The sequence below is a fragment of the Pelodictyon clathratiforme genome (assembly GCF_982375515.1).
The window spans coordinates 2,058,824-2,082,541 of sequence record NZ_OZ455102.1 but is presented as its reverse complement, the minus strand read 5'-3'; the positions used below and the strand labels follow the sequence as shown (position 1 = coordinate 2,082,541).

General features: G+C 50.2%; 21 protein-coding genes. 11 read left to right on the top strand and 10 right to left on the bottom strand.

Features of this window, described 5'->3' with window-relative positions:
* Positions 1–22: 22 nt before the first annotated feature.
* The 9 genes from AC56AD_RS10115 to AC56AD_RS10075 form a co-directional block, all read right to left on the bottom strand.
* Positions 23–772 carry a HesA/MoeB/ThiF family protein gene (locus AC56AD_RS10115; protein WP_012508697.1) on the bottom strand — a complete coding sequence of 250 codons (750 nt, stop codon included), beginning with the start codon at positions 770–772 and terminating at the stop codon, positions 23–25.
* Positions 763–1,863 carry a 2-iminoacetate synthase ThiH gene (thiH, locus tag AC56AD_RS10110; protein ID WP_012508696.1) on the bottom strand — a complete coding sequence of 367 codons (1,101 nt, stop codon included), beginning with the start codon at positions 1,861–1,863 and terminating at the stop codon, positions 763–765. Before thiH ends, AC56AD_RS10115 begins: the two co-directional genes overlap by 10 nt.
* Positions 1,860–2,639: a thiazole synthase gene (locus AC56AD_RS10105; protein ID WP_012508695.1), complete on the bottom strand. Its 780-nt coding sequence runs from the start codon at positions 2,637–2,639 to the stop codon at positions 1,860–1,862. Before AC56AD_RS10105 ends, thiH begins: the two co-directional genes overlap by 4 nt.
* 15 nt (positions 2,640–2,654) lie before the next feature.
* Complete coding sequence (gene thiS, locus AC56AD_RS10100) at positions 2,655–2,867, bottom strand: sulfur carrier protein ThiS (RefSeq protein ID WP_317623594.1); 213 nt, start codon at positions 2,865–2,867, stop codon at positions 2,655–2,657.
* Positions 2,868–3,079: 212 nt separating this feature from the next.
* Positions 3,080–4,216 (bottom strand): trans-sulfuration enzyme family protein, encoded by a 1,137-nt coding sequence (locus tag AC56AD_RS10095; RefSeq protein ID WP_012508693.1) that lies wholly within the window; start codon positions 4,214–4,216, stop codon positions 3,080–3,082.
* 312 nt (positions 4,217–4,528) lie between these two features.
* Positions 4,529–5,482: a cysteine synthase A gene (gene cysK / locus AC56AD_RS10090; protein WP_012508692.1), complete on the bottom strand. Its 954-nt coding sequence runs from the start codon at positions 5,480–5,482 to the stop codon at positions 4,529–4,531.
* A 342-nt stretch (positions 5,483–5,824) separates the two neighbouring features.
* Positions 5,825–6,538, bottom strand: coding sequence for a molybdate ABC transporter permease subunit (locus tag AC56AD_RS10085; protein ID WP_223293898.1), 714 nt, complete (start codon positions 6,536–6,538; stop codon positions 5,825–5,827).
* Entirely contained in the window at positions 6,505–7,230 is a 726-nt protein-coding gene (gene modA, locus AC56AD_RS10080) for a molybdate ABC transporter substrate-binding protein (RefSeq protein ID WP_012508690.1), read from the bottom strand. Before modA ends, AC56AD_RS10085 begins: the two co-directional genes overlap by 34 nt.
* A 103-nt stretch (positions 7,231–7,333) precedes the next feature.
* Positions 7,334–9,559 carry a TonB-dependent receptor gene (locus AC56AD_RS10075; protein ID WP_012508689.1) on the bottom strand — a complete coding sequence of 742 codons (2,226 nt, stop codon included), beginning with the start codon at positions 9,557–9,559 and terminating at the stop codon, positions 7,334–7,336.
* Positions 9,560–9,995: 436 nt separating this feature from the next.
* Here AC56AD_RS10075 and AC56AD_RS10070 point away from each other — a divergent pair, with 436 nt between their 5' ends.
* The 10 genes from AC56AD_RS10070 (at position 9,996) to AC56AD_RS10025 (ending at position 20,432) form a co-directional block, all read left to right on the top strand.
* Positions 9,996–10,412, top strand: a complete 417-nt coding sequence (locus AC56AD_RS10070; protein ID WP_041526524.1) for a TOBE domain-containing protein — start codon at positions 9,996–9,998, stop codon at positions 10,410–10,412.
* On the top strand, positions 10,409–11,278 hold the full coding sequence (locus tag AC56AD_RS10065; protein WP_012508687.1) for an ABC transporter ATP-binding protein: 870 nt from the start codon (positions 10,409–10,411) through the stop codon (positions 11,276–11,278). Before AC56AD_RS10070 ends, AC56AD_RS10065 begins: the two co-directional genes overlap by 4 nt.
* Before the next feature lie 387 nt (positions 11,279–11,665).
* The gene (locus tag AC56AD_RS10060) at positions 11,666–12,661 is read left to right on the top strand and encodes a FecCD family ABC transporter permease (RefSeq protein WP_012508686.1); all 996 of its coding nucleotides are present in this window, start codon (positions 11,666–11,668) and stop codon (positions 12,659–12,661) included.
* Positions 12,655–13,470, top strand: a complete 816-nt coding sequence (locus tag AC56AD_RS10055) for an ABC transporter ATP-binding protein (protein WP_150085664.1) — start codon at positions 12,655–12,657, stop codon at positions 13,468–13,470. The genes AC56AD_RS10060 and AC56AD_RS10055 overlap by 7 nt, the downstream gene beginning before the upstream one ends.
* 1 nt (position 13,471) lies before the next feature.
* Positions 13,472–15,535, top strand: a complete 2,064-nt coding sequence (locus tag AC56AD_RS10050; protein ID WP_012508684.1) for a TonB-dependent receptor plug domain-containing protein — start codon at positions 13,472–13,474, stop codon at positions 15,533–15,535.
* Positions 15,536–15,656: 121 nt separating this feature from the next.
* Positions 15,657–16,757, top strand: coding sequence for an ABC transporter substrate-binding protein (locus AC56AD_RS10045; protein WP_150085661.1), 1,101 nt, complete (start codon positions 15,657–15,659; stop codon positions 16,755–16,757).
* 11 nt (positions 16,758–16,768) lie between these two features.
* Complete coding sequence (locus AC56AD_RS10040) at positions 16,769–17,845, top strand: ABC transporter substrate-binding protein (RefSeq protein WP_049759925.1); 1,077 nt, start codon at positions 16,769–16,771, stop codon at positions 17,843–17,845.
* A gap of 12 nt (positions 17,846–17,857) precedes the next feature.
* Positions 17,858–18,556, top strand: coding sequence for a GTP-binding protein (locus tag AC56AD_RS10035; protein ID WP_012508681.1), 699 nt, complete (start codon positions 17,858–17,860; stop codon positions 18,554–18,556).
* Complete coding sequence (locus tag AC56AD_RS10030; RefSeq protein ID WP_012508680.1) at positions 18,553–19,548, top strand: ATP-binding cassette domain-containing protein; 996 nt, start codon at positions 18,553–18,555, stop codon at positions 19,546–19,548. The genes AC56AD_RS10035 and AC56AD_RS10030 overlap by 4 nt, the downstream gene beginning before the upstream one ends.
* A gap of 5 nt (positions 19,549–19,553) precedes the next feature.
* Complete coding sequence (locus AC56AD_RS10025; protein ID WP_012508679.1) at positions 19,554–20,432, top strand: energy transducer TonB; 879 nt, start codon at positions 19,554–19,556, stop codon at positions 20,430–20,432.
* 206 nt (positions 20,433–20,638) lie between these two features.
* On the opposite strand, the gene AC56AD_RS10020 is transcribed toward AC56AD_RS10025, so the two are convergent.
* On the bottom strand, positions 20,639–21,448 hold the full coding sequence (locus tag AC56AD_RS10020) for a TOBE domain-containing protein (protein ID WP_012508678.1): 810 nt from the start codon (positions 21,446–21,448) through the stop codon (positions 20,639–20,641).
* A gap of 256 nt (positions 21,449–21,704) precedes the next feature.
* On the opposite strand from AC56AD_RS10020, the gene AC56AD_RS10015 reads away from it, so the two are divergent.
* Entirely contained in the window at positions 21,705–23,657 is a 1,953-nt protein-coding gene (locus AC56AD_RS10015; RefSeq protein ID WP_012508677.1) for a hybrid sensor histidine kinase/response regulator, read from the top strand.
* Positions 23,658–23,718: the final 61 nt, after the last annotated feature.

Here is a 23,718-nt window from a genome sequence, read left to right as displayed (position 1 = left end):
CTTTTTACGGATTTGAATTGTTTTATTGATGCGGCTCTCCGCAGATCGGGCAGGAGGGGTCACGCTGAACGCTGATCCTGCGCATGGTCATGGAGAGGAGGTCGCAGGTCAGAAGTGTATTGACGAGGGGAGTTCCAATTGAAAGAATCTCTTTTATTGCTTCAGTTGCCTGTATGCTGCCGATGAGGCCGGGGAGCGCTCCAAGTGGCCCTTTCGGGATGGATGCAGCAGGGACTCCCTCTTCGTGGAAAACGCACTGGTAGCAGGCGGTTTTGCCGGGATGAACGGTCATGGTCTGGCCGTGAAACTCCCTGATACCGGCATGGGAGTAGGGTTTGGCTGCATGGTGGCAGGCTCGTGCAATCAGGAATTTTGCATCAAAATTGTCGGTGGCGTCGATGATGAAGTCATATCCGGCGATAATTTTTGGCGCGTTGTCGGTTGTGAGTCGATAGGGATAGAGCGTGAGCCTGATATCGGGATCAAGGCTGTGCAGTCGCTCCTCTGCGGAGTTGACCTTCTCCTGTCCGATTGATGCCGTGGTATGGAGGATCTGGCGCTGGAGGTTGCTGAGATCGACCTTGTCGCCATCCATCAGTCCGATGGTACCGATTCCTGCCGCTGCAAGATAGAAGGCGACAGGAGAGCCGAGCCCTCCGGCGCCGATGATCAGTACTTTCGCTTCAAGCAGTTTTTCCTGCCCCTCTTCGCCGATTTCCTGCAGTGCAAGGTGGCGGGCGTATCGCTCCCGCTGGTTGTCACTCAATGGCATGTTTCCGCTTCTCCATGATGCATTGTTGTCTTGTTGCCATCAGACGGACCATTATAGGCTGGTTCCCAGTTTTTAAAGACAGGTTCTATATTTTTTTTGCGCAGCGCGGTGCAAAATTCTTTGGCGGTGCGGTCGTCAAAAATTTCAAACTGTCCCTCTTCCTTGTTCTCCGGGTTATCGTAGCCGCCAACGGTGGTGCGGCTTTCAATGCTCATTCGGGTAATGCCCAGTCCTGCCATGCCGTCGCGGTAAGCTGCGCTCTCCCTTGTTGAGAGAACCAGCTCCGTATCCGGCAGCGCTATGCGGAAGGCAAAGATCATGCGGGCGAGAAGGTGGTCATCAACGGGGAACGGGGGCTCATAACCGCCGGTCTGGGGTCTCATGCGGGGAAAGGAGAGTGACATGCCTGCACGCCACCAGGTTCTGCCAAGATATCGAAGGTGCCGGTAGAGGGCCAGAGCATCTTCAACCGGATCGGAGAGGCCGAACAGCACTCCGAGTCCGACGTTTTTTATGCCCCCTTCGAGGGCTCTTGCCGGGGTTTCAAGCCGGTCGATATAATCTTTTTTTGGCCCCCAGCGGTGCAGCGCCTCGTAACGCTCCCGGTTGTAGGTCTCCTGGTATATGGTGATGCCGGTGCAGCCGCAGTCGGCAAGTGCGCGGTATTCACTGACGCTCATAGGAAAGGCCTCAACCGAGACCCGTTGCATCTCCTGTGCAGCGATTTCAACACTTTTTCGGAGGTAGTCGAAGTCGGCAGCGGCTGTCCGTTCGCCGGTGAGGAGAAGGATGTCGCTGATGCCGAGCTTTTTCATGGCCTTCAGCTCCCGGACGATCTCATCGGGTTCAAGGCGGTGGCGCAGAGTTTTTCGGTCGGAGGCAAAACCGCAGTAGACGCAGCCGCTGGAACAGTAGTTCGAAAGGTAGAGCGGGGCGTAGAGCGTCATGGTGCGTCCAAAACGACGCAGGGTGATCGCTCTCGATTCGGCAGCAAGCGCTTCGAGGGAATCCGATGCATAGGGGGGCGCAAGCATGGCGGCAAGCGCCATCGTCTCCCGATTGTCCGTGAGCCAGTCGGGTATCTCCCTCATCCCTTTGCTCCCAGAAAAGCGGTAAGCGGACTTGTTGCTATGGCAGAGCCACTTTTTTGCATGAGCCCGGCCCTGAATGCTTTTCGTCCTGCTGCAACGGCTTCCGCAAAGGCTTCAGCCATCTCCGGTGGATTGCCTGCGACCGCCACAGCGCTGTTGACCAGCACCGCACTGCATCCCATCTCCATGGCATTCGCAGCTTCGGAGGGGGAGCGCAGTCCGGCATCAACAATGACCGGGATGCCGCTTTCACGGATGATGATCTCGATCATCGCTGCGGTGGCGACTCCCTGACCGCTGCCAATTGCTGAGCCGAGAGGCATGACCGAGGCGCATCCGACATCTTCAAGCCGTTTGGCCAGTACCGGGTCTGCTGTGATGTAGGGCATGACAAGAAAACCCTCACTTGCCAGAACCCGCGCGGCCTCCAGGGTTTCAATAGGGTCGGGCATCAGATGCTGTGGATTCGGGTGAATTTCAACCTTGATGAAGGGGCTTCCGGAGAGTTCACGGGCAATATGGGCGGCGCGTATTGCTTCAGCGGCGGTTGAAGCGCCCGAAGTATTGGGCATGAGGGTTACGCCCTCAATTGCTGAAAGAGGGCCAAAGAGGTCATCTTCAGCCTGTTCGCGGTTGAATCGGCGCAGAGCGACGGTAATAAGTTGTGCGCCGGATGCACGGACGGCTTCAAGCATGACCGTTGCATTGCTGAATTTTCCTGTTCCGAGAATCAGGCGGGAAGAGAAGGTATAAGAGCCGAGTTGCAAAGCATCCATAATAAATAAAAAAGGTTAACCACCGCCTGCGAAAATGAGAAGCTCAACCTGATCACCCTCTTGCAAGAGGCGGGTTGAGCGGTTTTCAGGGCGGATGATCTGCTGATTGACCACTACTGCCACACTTTTTCCGTCAGAGCCGATGATTGAGAGAAGATCGTTCACGGCAGAACCGGCAGGGAGTGGCTGTTGCTGCCCGTTCAGTTCAATAGTAATCATTTGTGCCATTTCTTCATTGTTTCTTTTGTCGTCAAATTGTGCCATGCCATGAATCATGCGGGGGGAGATATGCCGTGGTACATCCCCACCAACCCCACCAACCCGCAATCATACCATGAATCACATCGGGCCATACCCCACAAACCCTGCAAACCCGCAATCATACCATGAATCATATCGGGTAATATCCCGCCATTGTAGGGGCACGCCATGGCGTGCCCTTACGTAATCGCGTTCAACAAATCCGCCTCCAGATCCTCTGCATTTTCAAGCCCGACAGAGAGGCGTACGAGGTTGTCGGTACATCTCCTCCGCGCACGCTCCTCAATCGAGAGGGCTCCGAGTGTCATTTTGGCCGGTGATGCGATGAGCGACTCTACACCGCCGAGGCTGTCGGCAAGGATAAACAGTTTGATTCGTGCGACCAGTTGTTCGACAGCCGGAAGCCCCCCTTTAAGGGCAAAGGTTACCATTCCCCCGAACCCGCTCATCTGCTGTTTCGCCAGCTCATGCTGCGGGTGGGATGGGAGGCCTGGATAAAAAACCTGCTCCACTGCCGGGTGCTGTTCAAGAAATTTGGCAAGATGCAGGGCGTTTGCCTCATGCTCTTTCATGCGGATTTTAAGCGTTTTCAATCCACGAAGAATGAGCCAGCAGTCCCAGGGCGCCGGTATGGCTCCCGCTGCGGCCTGATAGTTTTTGATGATGGTGTGCAGCGCTGCATCCGAGGTGATGACAGCGCCACCGATGACGTCACTGTGCCCGCCAAGATATTTTGTGGTGCTGTGGACAACAATATCGGCTCCAAGTTCAAGCGGACGCTGGAAGTAGGGGCTTAAAAAGGTGTTGTCGACCGCGAGCAGGATGCCGCGCTCTTTTGCCAGTGAGGCAAGAGCGCGGATGTCGGAGAGCTGAAGAAGCGGGTTGCTCGGGGTTTCAATCCAGATCAGTCTGGTTTCCGGGGTGATGCATGCCTTATAACTCGCGGTATCTGAACTTTCTGCATAGCTTGTTGTGACCCCCAGCGGACGGAGGAGTTGCTCAAAAATGCGGTAACTTCCCCCATAGATATCGTTGCTTGCCACAATATGCTCTCCGGGTTTGACCACCTGGAGCGCGGCCAGGGTAGCGGCAACTCCGGAGGCGAAGGCGAGGCCATAACGACCGTTTTCAAGCAGTGCGATGGTTGATTCGAGCGCCGCTCTCGTCGGATTGCCGATTCTCGAATAGAAGAACTCACCGTGACGCTGCAGGTCAGCACGCTCGAAGGTAGAGGCCTGGTAAACAGGGACGGTTACTGATCCTGTATGGGGATCAGGAGCCTGTCCGTCATGAATGGCAAGGGTTTCAAACTGCATTGTTTTCTGCGTTAATGCGGATCAGAGACGATTCCCGCTTTGTTGATGTTCTTTCGATCGCCATGCTCTTGCGCCCGGTTTCGTTCTGCGCCAGACCGAATGCTTCAAAGAACTCCTTTCTGTGGAGGTCGAAATGGTTTTCGGTACGGTTGACCGGGAGAGGGCTGCAGCAAAGTTAACCGATATTTTCCATTTTTTTTATAAATCCTCAACTCTCATGTTGCCTGAATTTCATCGGTGCGGTTGTCATTGAGGATTTATAATAGTTGAACCGGAATGTTTCTCCGGATTGATCAAATTGCGTCTGCCAGTTCAGATAGTAATGGGCTCTTCTTCAAACTGATAGAGCAGTGTTGAGAGGTAGCGCTCTCCGGTATCCGGCAGAATGACGACAATACGTTTTCCTCTGTTTTCCTCACGAAGTGCAAGCTGCAGGGCGGCATAAACCGCTGCACCTGACGAGATACCAACAATAAGTCCCTCGGTTTTTGCCAGTTTGCGACCCGTACGCAGGGCATCTTCGTTTTTTACCGGGATAATTTCATCGTAAATGGCAGTGTTCAGGATAGCAGGTACAAAGCCCGCGCCGATTCCCTGTATTTTGTGCGGACCGGGTTTATTGCCAGCAAGAACCTGTGAATCGAAGGGTTCAACAGCGACAATTTTTACCTCGGGGTTCCGCTGTTTGAGTACCTCTCCTACACCGGTAATGGTGCCTCCGGTGCCTACGCCGCTGACAAAAATATCAACGTTCCCGTCGGTATCGTTCCAGATCTCTTCGGCCGTTGTTTTGCGGTGGATCTCCGGATTTGCAGGGTTTTTGAACTGCTGTGGAACAAATGAGTTCGGATATTCAGCACTCAATGCCTCTGCTTTCCTGATTGCTCCGCCCATTCCTTCCGTACCAGGTGTCAGTACCAGTTCGGCGCCAAGCGCCTTGAGCAGGTTTCGGCGTTCGATACTCATGGTTTCAGGCATGGTGAGGATGAGCCGATATCCCTTGGCCGCAGCAATAAACGCCAGTGCAATACCGGTATTGCCGCTTGTCGGCTCGATGATGATGCTCTCTTTATGGAGTAAACCCTGTTTTTCAGCAGCTTCAATCATTGAAAAACCGATGCGGTCCTTGACACTGCCGCCGGGATTGAAGTATTCGAGTTTGGCAATAATCGTTGCCAGGGCCTGATGCTCAAGAGTGAAATTTCCAAGTTCAAGAAGAGGAGTGTTACCGATCAGATCGGTCAGTTTTTTTGCGATGCGTTCCATAGTTGTTACCTGTTTTGAGGGTTGAAAAGAACACGATGAATGAATAAGCCGTTAAATTAAAAATCTCGTTAAACAACGAAAAAGCCGATTCTGACATTCAGAACCGGCTTGCAAGAGGTTACATACTTCATGAAATCATGTGCGAGTTACCATCTCTTTCCCGATATTCTTTTGTCAGAATAGTGCAGCCCTATGCAACAGCAACAGGGCATTGGAAAGGGGTTCGAAGCTATCGATTTCATAGGTTGTCTTTTCTTTGGTTGTTTCTTAACGATTGTTAACTCTTTTTTTGATCATTTCCAAAAAACTTTTTTTGAAATAAAGAGTGGTCATCATTTTTTTTCAGGTGTTACTGATTTTTTTCAGGGCATAGAACATGATAAGAGAGATGAGGCCGAGCATGAACGAAAGCAGAGCGGCTTTTTCAAAGTTACCTTCAAAAACAGCGTTATAGACGGCCAGCGAGACGGTTTCGGTTTTTCCGATAATATTGCCCCCCAGCATGAGCGTAATACCAACTTCACCGAGCGAACGGCCAAGTGAGAGGATGAGCCCTGTAAGCAAGGCGTGCCTGATTGCGGGAAGCACTACGAAAAGGTAGGTCTGCAATCTGCTTTTCCCCAGAGTCCAGGCAGCTTCAGAAAGTGCCGGGTTCATGGCGGCAATTGCTGCCTGGACTGACTTGACAACCAGGGGCAGCCCGGCGATAAATGAAGCGATGAAGACACCACTCTGGCTGAAAATGATTTCCGACCCCATAGCGAGGAGGGGCTGGCCAATAATTCCGTTTCGTCCCAGAAGCAGAAGAAGCAAAAAGCCGGTGGCAATGGGGGGAAAAACAAGTGGCAATGTGATGACAGCGTCAGCAATAAAGCCAAAAAAGCTCTTGCCCTTTGTCAGAAGGTAGCCTGAAATCACTCCTGCTGCAAGATGCAGTGTCAGAGTTATGGCAGCCGTTTTCAGCGTGAGCATGAGCGGTTCTGCCACCTCACGACTGAAAAGCATGGTACTGTTGCTCTCCATCAGAGCCCGTATTTCCGAAGGATAGCAGCGCATTCGGTCTCTTTCAGGAATTGCAGGAACCCTTTTACTTGCGCTTGCGTCTCAAATCCTTTGACAACTCCTGCCTGAATATGAATCGGTGTATAGAGTGACGGATCGGCAGCAAGATAGCCACCAATGTTATCCTGAATGCCAATGGCATCCGTAATGTTGATAAAACCGGCATCAATTTCCCCTGATACCAGATAGGCGGAGACCTGGGGAACTGTGGAGACCACCAGGAGTTTGCTCCCTACCGCTTCTGATAACCCTGATTTTTTCAGGTATTCAGCCGCAACACGTCCATAAATGGCTTTTTTGGCATCAGGGATACCAACCCTTGTAATCCCTCTTTCCCGTATATCCGTTATTTTCTTCATGTGGAGGCCACTGCGCCATGCAAGCACCAGTGTTCCTTTGCCAACGGGATAGTAGTTGGAAAAAGTGATGGGAGAGTGGTCAAAAAAGGTTCTGTCTCCAAAAATAATCGAGACATTGCCACTCATTTGGGCCTGGGAAATAACCTGCTGCATATTGCCAAAAACGGCATCGACGTGACTTCCGCTTTTCCGTTCATATTGTTCAGCGATCTCCATAAGGGGCCGCTTGTAGCCTGCTCCTGCAGCAATGGTTATGGTTTCCGCTTTCAGGATTGGCGAAAAAAGGGAAAAGAGAAGAAGAAGCGGGAAAAACAGTTTTCTGTTCATGCTGTGAGTTTCGTTTGAGAAGGTGCAGAGGAAAAAAATCCCGGCGCCGGAGAAACGCCGGGAAGGTGTAACAGAGAAAGAACAGGTGCTGATGGGAAAAAACTCAGTAATGGAATGCAACCGTTGCCAACATGGTAAATGGCGCTCCGGATTGATAGGATGTTTTCAGGGTTTTGTAGTCCGATGTACTGATCATGCTGACATATTGCTTGTCAAAAATGTTCAGGAAAGAGAGTGAGCAATCGACCTGTTTAAAACCGGGCATTTTTCTGCTCCAGGTAAGATCGAGGTCAAAAAGTGTTGTTCCGTCAATCTTTTCCTTGTGCAGCACATCGCCATAACGAACAGAGGTGTATCGGACAATGGGCGATATGGTCAGGTTTCCGGTTTTGTAGCTGACCATCCCTTTTGCAAGGAATTCGGGAGCATCGGGAACCTGTTCGCCCTTCACCTTGATGATTCCTCCTCCCGGAGCATCGGAGTTGATCTCCTGGGAGAAAGAAAATCTGTTCCACGAGAATGACCCGTAACAACTCAGGTTATCAACAGGCTTGTACTCGGCTTCCAGTTCAAACCCGTAACCTCTGGCATCGGCATTGTTCATCGGGTATATTGCATTGAGCGCCGGATCATAGAGCACAGCCTGCTTGTTCTTGTGCAGCGCATAGTAGATGGTTGGGGCAATGCTCCAGTTGCTGCCTTGTACGTTCATGCCGAGTTCGACATTTTTTGATGTTTCCATCTCCCGCTCGCTCCAGAGCTGCTGAAAGGTGATGCCCTTGCTGTCAAAACTGCTGAACTGTGAGATATAGTAGGGATAGATATCGACATGTGTTACATAGTTTTCCCCGTATGCGGCATGAATGGTGGCATTATCGCCAACAGTTCTTGTAAGGGTCAGATTGGGAAAGAGCCTGCTGAAGCTTTTTGTATCCAGGGCGCTGGCTTTGGTATTGATCGCCGGGTCACTGGCAAGAGCCGCATCGTAACTGAGGTCGCCAACCCCCGTTGTGTTGCAGGTAATGATCGATGGCAGCGTATAGTTGATATATTTTACCCCTCCTTCAAGCTTATAGGCGCCGAAGCGGTATGTCGCCTCAAGAAAAGGGGAGTGCAGTTCATGGCTTGAACTGTTTGAGAGAATGTTCCACTGATCAAAAACCAGCTTGCCGTTGACGACCTTGTAGTTTTTCCACGAAGTCGGTGGACCGGGACGAACCTGTGTATGATAGAGGTAGCCAAAATCAAGATCGATATCGGAGAGTCTGGTTGTGTACTCGGCAAGAACTCCCTTGAGATCGTGGTCGATGTCCCACCGTCTGATCCGGTTCTGGCTATTGGCAAGGGTAATGGTTTCGAGATAGTATCCCTTGTCGCTCCAGTAGTAGGGTTTAACGTTGAGTTTCGAATGCTCGCCTGTTTTGACCTCGAGGTTGGCCATCACCATCCAGTCCTCAAATTTGTTACGGTTGTAGCCGTAATAGTCATAACTGTCAGGATTTGTGCCGTAATCATTCGTATAGGCGCTTTCAGGGTTACAGAGTTGAGCATAGCTCAGTGGCTTGTAGGCATGGATATCTCCCTTGCTGTAGGTTACAAATGTCTCAAGTTTGACGTTGTCGCTGAACTCTTTTGTCACTCCTGCCATGACGTTGGTTCTCTCGCTGTTACCCTCGCCTTTCCATTTGTCCGCAGCACTGTCAGAAAATGAGATAAAGCTTTTGACCTTGCCAGGGAGCGAGCCGGAATCAATACGCATAAAGGTGCGGTAAAAATTCTGACTGCCGATTCCCTGCTTGAGAAGCACACCAAAGCTCTCTTCGGGGCGACGGATTTCCATATTGATTTTGCCGCCGACATCAGCAAGCCCCAGTCCTGCATTGGCGGGCATGACACCGGTATAGATGTTGATATTGCTGAAATTCTCAAGGTCGTAAATGGTTGCGCCGCCACCTGGTCTTCCCGTTAACGGAAGAGCTTCAACGTTCACCGTTGTGGCCGGAACACCACCGGATGTTGCCTCAACACCCCGGAAACGAAATGATTCATGATAGTTGACAATATCGGCAAGCCCATAGGGATCAACACTCTGCTGGCTGAGCGAGGGCATCAGATTGATCGCCTTGTAGACTGACATCTGTGAGGGATTCAGCAGCTCCGACTCCTTTCCGGTTACGCGTTGCAGAATGTCGCCTTTCTTCCCGGTCACGGTTATTTCAGTGGCGCTGACCTCACTTGCTCCGTTTGCCGAAGAATTTAGAGGGATTTCAGTGCCTGAAGCCATTTCGGAAACAGCAAGGAGAAGAACCAGAAGAGCTATTTTTTTCATAGTTGTTACCTATTCGTTATTACCTTAAAAATATAGCGAAAGTGAAATTTTTTTATTCATTCCTTATTACCTTCTCCAGGCATCATGAAAGAGGTGTGGTCTGATATCATGGTTATGCAATCAATACGTTGTTTACTAAATTATATAACGGAAAATAAAAAAAAGCTGGCCTCAATCAAGTAGTGGTGCATCTTTATGTTGAAAAGAGCTTGTAATACGTGATAATATTAAAAAATAAACTCATTTTACCTAATAAATTTAGTTAAAGTATCGAAAAGGCCTTATTTTCTGTGATTAATAGCTTGCTCTGCAGAAGAGCCGAACCGTCATCTGTTATTCAGCCAGTTTTGACAGGAGGCTCCAGGAGAAACCAAAACAGTTATTTTTTGATAAGCGGCGCGTCAGCTTTTCAGGAAATACGATGGCGTACTGTACCATGAATAAACTCTCTGTCCTCATTACTGGCATAGATCAGCGGGAATCACTCTGTTTTCTTGAACTCAATGCATCAGGCATAGAGCTTGGAATGCTGCTGTTTGACCTGCAGCCGTTTTTCAGGAAAGGGTGCAGGGTAAATGTTCTTTTTAAGGAAACCGAGGTTGCCCTTGCAAAGGGGCTCATGGGAGAAACAAGTTTCAGTAACAGCTTTCCTGCTGCAGTCACAAAAATAAGAGCAGGCTCTCTCCTTGCCGAGATCACCCTTCAATGCAGTGCAGGGGAGATCGTGAGTATCATTACAGCGAAAGCTGCAGAACGGCTGGGGCTGCAGGAAAAAGATGACGTTACGGTATTGATCAAGGCAAGTCAACTCTCGCTTGAGCTGCTTCATAACGAACATTCCGCTAAACGATGATCCACCTCTCGGTTTCCAAAACGCTTTCAGGCACTCAAGGGACTTTTGAACTTTCGGTGGATCTCTCTTTGCAGCCCGGGACGCTGCAGACCCTGTACGGCAAATCGGGCAGCGGCAAGAGCACACTGTTGCGTATTCTTGCCGGATTGGTAAAACCCGATAGCGGACATATTGAAGTTAATGGCCAGATATGGTTCGACAGTACTGCACGAATCAATTTGCCGCCACAGAAAAGAAAGGTGGGGCTTGTTTTTCAGGATTATTCGCTTTTTCCGACGATGACGGTGAAGGAAAACCTGCTGTTTGCCCAGGAAAAAAGAGATGAACAGAAGGTAAACCGGCTTCTTGAACTGACCGATCTTCAGGCCCTTAAACATCGCTATCCGGCAACCCTTTCCGGAGGTCAGCAGCAGCGGGTTGCTTTGGCAAGAGCCATACTTCGGGAACCCCACATCCTGCTGCTTGATGAACCGCTTTCAGCTCTCGATCAAGTTACCCGCAACAGGCTTCAGGATGAAATCCTGAATTTTCACAAGCGCTTCCGATTGACAACCATTCTGGTCTCTCATGATAAACAGGAGGTTTTTAAACTTTCCGATACGGTTAACGTGCTTGATCGGGGGGGTATCATCCGCAGTGGAACCCCTCTTCAGGTTTTTCTTGATCGCAAGAGCTCAAATAAATTTTCTTTTGCAAGCACTATCCTGAGTATCCGTCAAGTGGACTGCATCTATCTTGCCGTTATCGGTGCTGGAAACGAACTGGTTGAAGTTGTGCTCAGCGAAAGCGACATCGCAACACTCAAGGTTGGCGATGAGGTGCTTGTTGCCTCGAAAGCATTTAATCCGATTGTCATAAAATTGTGAACATGCAGCGCCCCTTGATTCATCCTGAAAGAAGTTTCCTTTCCATTTTCCGGAAATTATTTTCGTTTATCTGTCTGAGCGTCTCAAACCCTTTCGGGGGAGAAAATCCGCAATATCAGGATACTCTCCTTCTGGCAAGAGGAGTATTCGAGATGAAACAGTTGTTGGTAGGTGCGGCGTGTTTTATTGCTCTTTTCTTAAGAAATAGGGGCTTAATTTGATTTTTGCCTGAATAGTTAAGGTTTATTGCCAATAATCTGTTGATATATTTTGTTTTCGTTATAGAGTGATGTATATACCGACAGGGGTGATCAGTGTTGATGTGCTCTCTTTTTTTTAATCATCGTTATGTTTTCATCTCTATAACGATAACTTTTTGATCAAGCCATGAAAGGTCTCTCTCTGATTGTGGTTTGTCTGTTTATTCTTGCAGTGGTCACTTTTTTTTCAATGGGAATCGGGAGGTATCCGGTATCGCCGGCATCATTGTTCTCATGGATCGCTACCGGCCAATGTACAGACGATAATCTTCCGGTTATTCTTTTCAACATTCGCTTGCCCCGGCTTATTGGGGCGATAGCCTCCGGGGGAGCTCTGGCAATGTCCGGAGCCGCGTATCAGGGGATGTTCAGAAACCCGATGGTGAGTCCTGATATCCTCGGTGTCAGTTCCGGCGCCGGATTTGGGGCGGCATTGGCCATTTTGCTTTCATTGCCTGTGGCCGGAATACAGATTCTCTCTTTTGGCGGTGGCATAACCGCTGTGCTGATAGCGGTCAGCATCAGCAAGACAATCGGCCGCAGTCACGATTCTGTTCTTGTGCTGGTGCTTTCGGGAATCATTATCTCCTCTCTCTTTGGCGCCCTTCTTTCGATGCTCAAATATGTTGCTGATCCTGATGACAAGCTGCCCGCCATCACCTACTGGCTCATGGGCAGCCTTGCCAATATCCGGATGAACGATCTGATGGTGATTCTGCCGCTTCTGTTGGTCGGGAGTATTCCCCTGATGCTGGTAAGCTGGAGGCTGAATGTGCTTTCATTTGGCGAAGATGAAGCCCGCTCGCTTGGTGTGCATACGGGCTGGATGAGAGCGCTGGTGATTCTTTGCGCAACACTCATGTCGGCGAGCATCATATCAATCACCGGTATTATCGGCTGGGTTGGTCTTATGGTGCCCCATCTTGCCCGCTTTGTTGCAGGGCCAAACCACCGGATGTTGCTGCCGGTCTCATTCCTCTTTGGCGCCATTTTTATGTTACTGGTTGATAACATTGCTCGCTCAGTGGTTTCAGTTGAAATCCCCATCGGCATTATCACGGCGCTTCTCGGCGCCCCATTTTTCATCTGGTTCCTGAAAAAATCATCCAGAAAGTCATGGTAATGGAGAACAACATATCGCTGGAACTCTGTCATACCAATCTGGGCTACAATGGTCGGGTGGTTTTACGCGATGTCAGCCTGACCATTCAGACCGGTGAGATTGTCTGCCTGCTTGGGCCAAACGGCGTGGGGAAAACAACACTCTTCAAAACCATTCTCGGTTTTATCAAGCCTCTTGGGGGAGTGATTACGATTGATGGAACCGATATTTCACGCTTTGCACCAAAAGATTTTGCCCGGTTGGTTGCCTATGTGCCTCAACTTCACCACTCGCCATTTCCCTACACGGTACGTGATGTTGTGCTGTTCGGTCGAACGGTACATCTCCCTCTTTTTGCTTCTCCGTGCAAGAAAGACTGGGATATTGCCGACAGTTTTCTCGAACTGCTCGATATCACTCATCTCGCCGAGAGAGCATTTTCGGAGCTGAGCGGTGGGGAGAGGCAGATGGTGATTATTGCCCGTGCCTTGACGCAGGAGGCCAGATTCATCATTCTTGATGAGCCGACTTCAAACCTCGATTACGGCAATCAGGTACGGATTATTCGTAAAATCGGGGAGCTATGCAAACAGTCCGTGGGCATTCTCATGGCTACTCACACGCCCGACCACGCTTTTATGATTGCCTCAAAAGTTGTTGTGGTTAACGACGGCTCCTTGTTCTGCTGTGGAACGCCTGAGACGATGCTTACCCCTGAAACGCTGAAACAGATCTATGGCGTCGATGTACAGGTGTTTGATACGCCAGATAATGGAATCTGTTCACGAAAAGTATGTGCTCCGTTTTTTCTAAACCCAAACAAGAACTGATATGTCAGCGACAAAAATGAAAGGTTCCATGTCGTTTATCATGACGCTTCTGCTGATCCAGAGCGCCAACATCGCCAGTGCAGAACCTGTAGTACTTGACGGCATCAACGTTACCGCACCATCGGTATCGAAGCGTGATGATCTTGATCCCGAAAGCATCACCAACCCCTATCGGGTAGAGTCGAGCGCCAGTTTTGGAACAGAGATATTCACCCGGAAAGAGATTGCAGCATATGCGCCCAAAGATCTCTTTGATCTTTTGAATAAAGCAGCCGGTATGAACCTGACCTATCAGGGCAGGCGGAGCCCGTTTTCGCTTGACCAGCGAGGCGGTGGACAACTTACCTATATTCTTGATGGCGCTGTTTTGCCCTCCTCTTCGAGTCGAATTCTGCAAAAAATTCCCCTCCAGGATATTGAGGAGATTCAAATTGTTCGTGGAGCGACCTCTCTTGCTCTTGGTCCCACACGTACACCCGGTCAGTGGGGCACAACCTCAGGCGTCAATACCGGATTTATCGTGATTCGCACAAAACATCCCCAAAAAACTGAAGGTGTGGTTTCTGCCTATACCGAAAAATCAGGTTCACTGCCATTTGCTACAGGCGAAAATCTCTATGCAGGCACCCGTTTCGGTACTGCTGCCTCGTCGTTGCGTGGTTATGTTGCTGGTGGTGCTGCCGCTTATGATCGCTCCAGTAACGACAGGTGGTTTGATGGACAAAATGGACAATCCGGCATGATCAATGCAGGCGTAACGGTTGGCAAGTTAAGCGTTGATGCAACTGGTTATACCGATACCGGCAGGTTGGAAATGCAGCGAGGTGTAACCTATTCGGGTGCGTTAGCTCCAGATAAATGGTACTACGATCCGCTGACAACTTCACTTCTTTCATCCACGGTGACCATGGCGTGGAATCGTGATCAGGTAACGATTTTATCGCTCTTTAAAACCAGATATGAACAAGAAGAGCATAATGAAAGTTTTGCAAACGCCATGGTGTCGCTTCGGAACTATTCGGAAGAGTCGAGTGGCTACAGCATTCGCCATAATGCACAATTTGGCAATACTTTAGTGCAGCTTGGCTGGCAAATTAACAACAGTAATGGTTTTGGTCCGAACCTGAGCAATCCCTATAACAATTTTGATACAACAGTTAAAGGATGGTCGTGCAGTGTTGAGCAAAAACTCTTTGATGGGGCCTTATCGCTTGACGGTGGCTATCGTCGTGACCTGACACATAGTGATGTATCGAGTACCGTGGCCGCTAAACCACTTGCGAACCATGACGTTGATATGGAAGCGGCACAAGTTGTTGCACTTGGCGCTCGCTGGAAAATGAATGAACTCCTGGCATTGAATGCCCGCTATTTTCATGGTGATGAAGGTACGCCAAGTGATTTCACCATGACGACGCAATCAGGAGCGCCACTTCATGCTGAAAAACAAAAGCGCTTTGAATTAGCTCTTGAAGCCGCGCCAGCAAGTTATTTCAAGCCAATGCTCACATGGTTCAGCTACGATATTGATAATCAAAAATCGGTGCTTGCTATGGGGAACAATGTTCTGCAAACCTATACCGTCAATGGTGAAACCTACTATTACTACACCGAAGCTGATGTTTTGCGCAGAGGTATTGAGCTTGCAGTGAAGGGTGACGTTCGGCAAAGCACCTCATACAGCTTTTCGTGGACACATTTAACCACCAACAGTACAACAACAAACGGCGTAACTACTGATGGTGTCGGAGTCTCGACCCCGGAGAATTATTTTTCAGCACTGCTCAGCCACTCGTGGGAGAAGTATCGGGCAAATCTCTCTATCAAACAGGTCAGTTCGTGGCAAACATCAGCCAGTCCGGTTGGGATACAGAACGCAGATCTTGGGGAGTATACCACGGTTGATGCCAATATCATGCGGACATTTACCTTCTCGGGCTCACGGCTGACGGCAACACTCTATGGTCACAACCTTGGTGATGTCCACTACTCAACCCGTTATGTAACAGGCTATTATCCAGACAGAGGACGCACGCTTGGCCTGGAATTGAGCATGGCGTTTTAAAAAAATAGAAAAATCCGCCCGGTCACTTTGAAGCTCTGCTGCTGAAGCTTGGTATTGACGGAATGGTGGAGCGAGGAGATGCTGGTATGTGGATCATTTTCAGAAAATCAACGAGAGTGATATGAAGAGGTATAGCATGAGACTGGTTCGATCGAGCATCCTGGTTATGCTGGCGCTTTTTGTTACCCTGCTTTCGGCTTACAGCTCCACGGAGAGAAAATTGCCACACGCCACTTGTGAAGTGACCGACATGGCCGGACGGAAAATGGTCGTCCCCTCTGTCATCAGGCGTATCTACGTGAACAAGCCCGGCAGTGTGCTGATGTATGCCGTTGCTCCCGATATGCTTGTCAGTCGATCGTTATGGCTGACCTATAACACAAAGCGTTATTTGAAAAGCTCTTATCTGCAATTACCCTACGTTGATGGCTCCGTTGAGGAGATTGTCAGGCTCAAACCCGATATCATCATCTCCAGTTTCAACATTAATCCAAAAACAAAAGATGAGGCGGAGAGACTCAGCCAAAAAATTGGTATTCCGGTCTATATGGTTCCCATTGATATGGGGATGTATGAGCAGACCTTCAAGGCGCTGGGCGAGCTTCTGAACCGTAAGGAACAGACGGGCCGGATGAGAGCTTTTCTCCATACCTGTTTTGACGGGATTGCTCTCAAGTCGAAACAGATACCTGAGAAGCAGCGCGTTCGGGTCTATTACGCAGAGGGAGAGCGTGGTCTCAATACCGATCCTTCAGCTTCTTTCCATAGCCAGATTCTCGACGTTGTCGGCGCCATCAACGTCGCTCAGGTGGCAGTAGCCTCCGGTCAGGGCATGAGTGCCGTATCCATGGAACAGCTTTTGTTGTGGAATCCCGATGTGGTGCTTGTCTGGACAGGCATGGGCTCCTCAATGAGCACCATGCATGCCATCCAGAATGATAACCTCTGGGCAACAGTGCGGGCGGTTAAAAATAAAAAACTCTATCAGATACCATTTATGCCTTTTGGATGGTTCGACCGTCCTCCCTCTACCAACAGAATCATGGGGGCCATCTGGACGGCGCAGCAGCTTTATCCCGGCATCTATCACTACGATCTGAAAAAGGTTACCCGTGAGTATTTCGACATTTTTTATCACTATAAACTGACTGATGAAGAGCTTGCCGCACTCCTTCACCCCAACCCTCAACTGCTGATAAATTCGACATCAGGAAACCACTAAATCCAGATCTCATGCTGAAACCATTACCGATAATGGAAAACACCGGCGGTGTGCTGGCTGTGTGTGGAGCACCGCCGCCACTGCACGCAAAAACCACTGAAAATGGTGTGCCTCTGCTCAGAAAGGGAGCCCTGAACCTTTATGTGAATATGCCTTGTCCGCTCAAGGTGGTCGCTAAAATGGCGATTGGTGAATTTGCAGAACAATACAATGCTTCGCACGACATTCAGCTCTATTCACCCATGCTGCACGATGGAAATTCAAAAGGCATTGAGGGAGAGCTGAAAGCAGCGCAGTCGGAGGATGAACTGCCTGAAGTGCTGGTTGCCTCAGGTTTGCATACGGTGCTCTCCCGGCATTTCAAAAAGAGCTTTATCGATACAGGTATCTATACCGGTATCACCAGCCCTGCAGCGCTGGCGGTTATGCCGGAGAGCTTTCGGAAGCTTGCCACGGAGCACAATATCGGGATTTTTGGTATCGGATACTGGAGTATTGTACTCGATTTATCGATCAATCCGGTTGAGTCGTATCCTCGCCGGTGGCGGGATCTGGTTGAGCCGCGTTTCAAGGATCTTGTGACGGTGCATGGTTACAATGGCAAGGCGAGCATCGCTACGCTTCTGATGATTCTCAAGGAGCAGCTCGGTAGTGGGGCCGCAACCGATTTCGCCCGCAATATTCGTAACATCTGGCATTTCGCTGAAATACTCAAGCGCATCGACTCCTCCGAACCGCGCCGTACCCCCTTCAATCTGCTGCCGAACGCGGCAACGGTGCAGATGCCGTCACGCAAAAATGCAGCCATTCTTGAGTTTGAAGATGGGCCTGTTCTTGCGCCTATGCTGCTGTTCGTCAAAACATCACGAATGGAAGAGTGCCAGCCGATTGTCAACTTTTTTCACACCGATATTATTCGGCAGGCGTTGAAAAGGGGAGACCTCTCTTTTGCTGAAGATGTTAACTGGCAGGAGCCGTTCAGCTTTCCCTCGTGGGATTATCTGTTGAACAATGACTATGAAGAGCTGACCGCCATGCTCGATATTGAACTGAAACAAGGGCTTCGTCCTGATGCTTTTCAACTCTGATGGAATGAACACATGAAACTTGTCACCATATCCGGACCTCCCTCATCGGGCAAAACTGCAGTGCTGGTCAATGTCATCAAATCGCTCAAGAGTTCCGGGTTACGAACAGGAGCGGTAAAATACGATTGTCTTGCTACGGACGATGATCAGCTTTTTCGCTCTCTTGGTATTCCGGTTCAGACGGGGCTCTCCGGTAATCTCTGTCCCGACCACTATTTTGTCAGCAATATTGAGGAGTGCCTGAAGTGGGGTATCTCCCTGAATCTTGATCTCCTTGTCTCCGAAAGCGCCGGGCTCTGCAACCGCTGTTCTCCGCATATCAAGGGAGTGCTTGCCGTATGCGTCATCGATAATCTCATGGGAGTCACCACGCCAAAAAAGATTGGGCCCATGCTCAAGTTTGCCGATATCGTTGTCATTACGAAGGGTGATATCGTCTCACAGGCTGAACGTGAAGTTTTTGCCTTTCAGGTACGACGGGCCAATGCAAAAGCGAGAATCATGCATGTTAACGGCATTACCGGCCAGGGAGCAAGCGAGCTGACCTCTCTTTTTTTAAAGGCGCCTGAAACAGAAAGCCTTGATGGCGGAATACTGCGCTTTTCCATGCCGGCAGCATTATGCTCCTACTGCCTCGGTGAAACTAAAATCGGCATGGAGCATCAGCTCGGAAACGTCAAAAGAATCAAAATCAAGCAGGAACAACCATGATTGCAATACTTGAAAAGAAAATCGGGCACTTGACTGCTGAATTTCCTCCACTCACCGGATTTTTCAGTGATTACGGCATCACCTTCAACGATCTCCATGCAACACTTGGAGATTCACTTGACCTTTTATCGGAAGAGATCTATGAAGATATGGGGATTGATCGTGAGAAACTGCTTGAAAATCTCGATGGCTTTTTACAGCGCATTGCCCTTGCCGAAATCGACGAAAGGCCCCTGGTGTCAGATATTACCATACTCGGTGGTCACGATAAAAGCGGAACGCCTGAAGAGGTCGAGCTGACACTTGTGCGTGGCTCCATTACAAGTATTGTGGGGCCAACCGGATCCGGGAAAAGTCGTCTGCTTGCCGATATTGAGTGGATGGCGCAGAACGATACACCAACGGGCAGAACGATACGGGTTAATGGCAAAAAACCTGATCCTGAACTTCGCTTTTCCCTTGAGTATAAGCTTGTCGCTCAGTTGTCGCAGAATATGAACTTTGTGATGGACGCCACCGTAGCCGAGTTTGTTTTCATGCATGCTGAAAGCCGGATGATCAACACGCTCGATACTCTTGTCGCCGATATTATTGCGCAAGCCAATCTTCTTGCCGGTGAGCCGTTTACAGCGCAAACACCCCTGACTGCGCTTTCCGGAGGGCAGTCACGAGCCTTGATGATTGCCGATACTGCTTTTTTAAGCTCTTCACCGGTTGTGCTGATTGACGAAATTGAAAACGCCGGTATCGATCGCAAAAAAGCACTCTCTCTTCTGGTCAGAAAGGAGAAAATTGTGCTGATGGCAACCCATGATCCCATTCTTGCCCTGATGGCCGAGCAGCGTCTTATCATCAAAAATGGCGGAATTCACAAAATCATCGAGACAACAGGCAAGGAACGAGAGAATCTTGTCCGACTTGAAGAGTTTGACAATAAACTCTTGGCACTTCGCACCCGTCTGAGAAGTGGTGAGCTTATTGAAGAGTTATAACATCAATGAAAAACGCAGTTCACTTATTGGCAAGCAAAAAAGGTCGTTGGAAGAGTTGTTTTCCGGGATTTCGGCCTGGCTTTTTGGGCGAAGAGTTTCTGGATACCGATTGCTTGCTGAAGCTGGATTATGGTAACCTTGTTCTTCGACGGCAGACACATCTGTTTCTTGGCTGCGGAGTTCTTGCTTCAACAGCGCTTCTTCTGTTTTTCTGGCTTGTCATCATCAATTGGGATTTCATCGCTTCCGGACAAGGAGTGTCAGGCCGTGCAGTTCCTGGCGACACCTATGAAACGCTTACCACCATGATAGCGTTTACAGCGCCTCCATCTGCTCCGGAATCAGGGAAAGCTCGCGCAGTGACACTCCCTGCGGCCCCCTTCACGGTTGGAAAAATTGTCAAGGTCAGGCAGGAGGAGGTGATCGCTGCACAGCCTGCAGCAACGCAGAGTGAACTCAAAGAGCTCAACCGGAATGAGGAGGCCCAGGGCGCCCAGAGTACGTCGGGATCTGGTATTGGTTCCGGTATTGGTTCCGGAAAAGGGGGTGAATCATCAGCTCTTGAAGGTTTTGGCGAAGATGGAACGATTTTTGGAAGATGCGAGGTAATGCCCGCCTTTCTTGAACAGAAAAAACCTCGTTACCCTGAGGCGGCAAGAATCGCGGGCATTACAGCCAGGCTGTTAGTCAAGGTTTTAATCGGCGCTGACGGCTCTCCTCTCAAGGCAATGATCATCAAACGTATTCCCGAAGAGTGCAATGCGTTTGATGCAGTCACATTGCAATCGGTGCTTGAATCAACATATACCCCGGCTGTTCAGAATGGCAGGGCAGTAAAGGTATGGTGTATGATTCCAGTCAGTTTCAGGATTGATGAGTCGTAAAGGATGAGGGAGTTAAGGAGTGGGGGCTGTCCGTGGATCTCGTACCGAAGCTTTGCAGGTCGTGATGAGCGTGTGGTGTGCACCCATTTTTTATAAATGGAGCATCTCCTCGATCAAGGAAGCGGTTTAATGCCAGAAAGGGAAAGAGCATTTTCATCTCATTCTCCTTCTGGTATGACGACGAGAATAGTGGGAGATGCGGGGGCTCAGTTTACACCGATAATAACGCTTGAGGCTTTAAACACCGCACAGGCAGTGTCACCCTCTTTGAGTGCAAGTTTTTCAGAACTTCCGTGGGTAATGATGGCCGAAATGATATTGCCGTCACCAACTTCAAGATCAACTTCCGTGCTGACAGGCCCTTCGATAATTTTGGTGATCTTGCCGGGCAGGATGTTTCTTGCGCTCAGTTTTGTGTCGTGCAGCTCCTGGGCGATAATGATTGAACTTGACTTGATGATGGCATAGGCATTCACTCCCTCTTTCAGTCCGAGGTTGTCAACCGCGCCGATCGTGATAATCGAGGTTATACGGGTGTCGCCTTTGAGCTGGAGGGTGATTTCGGCATTGACTGCGCCTCTGGTAACTTTTTCCACTGTACCTGCAAAAACGTTACGTGCACTGATTTTCATGGATATCCTTTTAAGAAATTGATAAAAAAGATGGGCATTGCTGAGACGCCCCTCAAGATTCTGGAGAAATTTCCGATGCTCTTCCTGAACAACCCGGAACTGTTCGATAATTTTTTTCCCCTCCCGGGTCAGTACAGTGCCTCCTCCCCCTTTTCCTCCCGTCATGCGGTCAACAAGCGGTTTTTCAGAGAGATTGTTCATCATGTTGACCAGATGCCAGGCCGTTTTATAGCTGATTCCTGCGGCTTTGGCTGCGCTGCTGATTGAACCGAGTTCATCAATCTTTTCCAGCAGGGCAATCCGGTCACCGCCGAGAAACCTGTTTTCCGCCTTCTGAAACCAGATGGAACCCTCAAGACCTATCGCCTCTTTATTGCATTTCATCCAGACCCTCCTCCTGAAGTGGTTTCTCTTTTGCCGTTAACAGTCAGAATACTCCATGACCGGACAGGGGAGCGGACACGGAGCTGCCTCTGGTCATTCTCAGGAAAATGCCCCTGCATCGGCAAGATACATGATCACAGGCAAAGGAGAAAATGAAACCATTCTCTTTTATTTTCTCCTTTTGCGGTATTGACCGATTTTGGTAAGTTCTTTTTCTTACAGCTCTTTTTCCCTCAACTGTTTTTGATACAGTATTATGGCTCCTCTTGATGACAAGGAGAAGCTTCTGGACAGCCCAGAGGTTTTGCAGGCGTACTGCAAGCAGCTCGAGGCGGAGCTGCGGAAGGAACGTTCGCACCTCGGTTCACTCTTCGAGGCCATGCCGGATATGGCCTGCATCGCTTCGACGGATGGCTATTTCAAGCGGCTGAGTACTTCGTGGGAAGAGGTGCTGGGTTACAGCCAGAGTGAACTGCTCTCAATTTCCTATATGGAGCTGATCCATCCGGACGACCGGGAATCGACTCTCCGGGAGGTGGAGCAGCAGCTCGCGGGTAGCAAGACGGCACATTTCGTTAACAGGTACCGGGCAAAGGATGGCAGTTATCGCTGGCTGGAGTGGAATACTTCACCTGCGGACGACGGAACCCTCTTTGCTGTGGCGCGTGACATTACCGCGCGGCGCGATGAGGAACGGCAGTTGCTGCTGTGGGCAGATGCCTTTCGCTATTGTGTACACGGACTTGCAGTGGGCGATCCGGCGACGAATACCATTACGGCATGTAATCCTGCCTTTGCAGCCCTGCATGGCATGGAGGCTGAAGAGGTGGCGAACCGGGGGATTCTGGATTTTTACCCTGCAGAGGTGCATCCCTTTGTGCTTTCGTGCATAGCGCAATTGCAGGAGGCGGCGATGGTGAGCTTCGAAACCGAGCGCTGTCGAAAGGATGGCTTGTGCTTTCCGGTGCAGATGGACGTGGTATGCGTGAAAGACGCAGCCGGGGTGCCGATTTACACGATAGCCTCCGTACAGGACATTAGGGAGCGCAAACGCTCACTGGAGGAGCGTTGTCGGCTGGAAACACAACTGCAACAGGCGCAGAAGCTGGAGTCGATCGGCCGGTTGGCCGGAGGTGTAGCGCATGACCTGAACAATCTGCTCACACCGATACTCGGGTATGCGGAGATGCTTGAGATGGAGCTGGCAGGGAATGCAGGGCAACAGGAGGAGGTCAGGGCAATCCAGCGGGCATCGACCAGTGCGCGGAAGCTGATCTGGCAGTTGCTTGCCTTTAGTCGCACCCAGACGCTGGAGCTTGGGGAGGTTGAACTGAACGCCATGCTCAAGGAGTTTGGGGAGATGCTGCGCCAAAGCGTGGGCAGTGGTGTGAGGGTGGAGTTCGAGCTTGCTCCCTCCCTGCTGCCATTGCATGCCAATGCGGGACAGTTGGAGCAGGTTTTGGTGAACCTTGCGCTGAATGCGCGTGACGCTATGCCTTCCGGAGGCAGGTTGTGCTTCAGAACCTCATTCGAGAAGTTGAGCGAAGAGAGGGATGGGCTTCCTCCGGGACGGTATGCTGTGCTTGAGGTTGCCGATACCGGTTGTGGCATCAGGCCGGAGGACATGCCGAGAATTTTCGAGCCGTTTTTTACTACCAAGGGCCCTGGCAAAGGAACCGGGCTTGGGCTCTCTACGGTGTACGGTATCGTGCGACAGCACAGAGGGAATATTGTGGTATCCTGCCCGGAAGGTGATGGCTGCTCTTTCAGGGTGTTGCTGCCACTTCTTGATGAGGAGACTGCCGTGCAGAAGGCAGTGGAGGCCGCTCCAGCCGTGTTGCAACAGAAAGTGCTGGTGGTGGATGACAACGACTTGCTGCGCAAGTTCACAGTGCAGGCACTCAATATGAAGGGCTACGAGGTAGCAGATGCACCAGGTGGAGAGGAGGCGCTCAGGCTGGTGACGAAGGGCCTGTTGAAGCCTGATCTGGTGATTACGGATGTGATTATGCCGGGCATGAACGGCTGGGAGTTCAGTGAGCAACTGCTGCGATTGCTGCCGCAGGTGAAGGTGATCTATATGACCGGTTATGCAAGCGATGTGATCGAACTGTATGGTATTCCGGAGAATGGTCGGGAGCTCTTGTACAAGCCATTCACGATACAGGTGTTGATGGAGAAAGTACAAAGCGTGCTGCAGCGGAAATAAAAAAGCCGCTGATCAGCGGTGCCGATGATTTTTTCGAATGCATGGCATTCGGTTTCAGTGG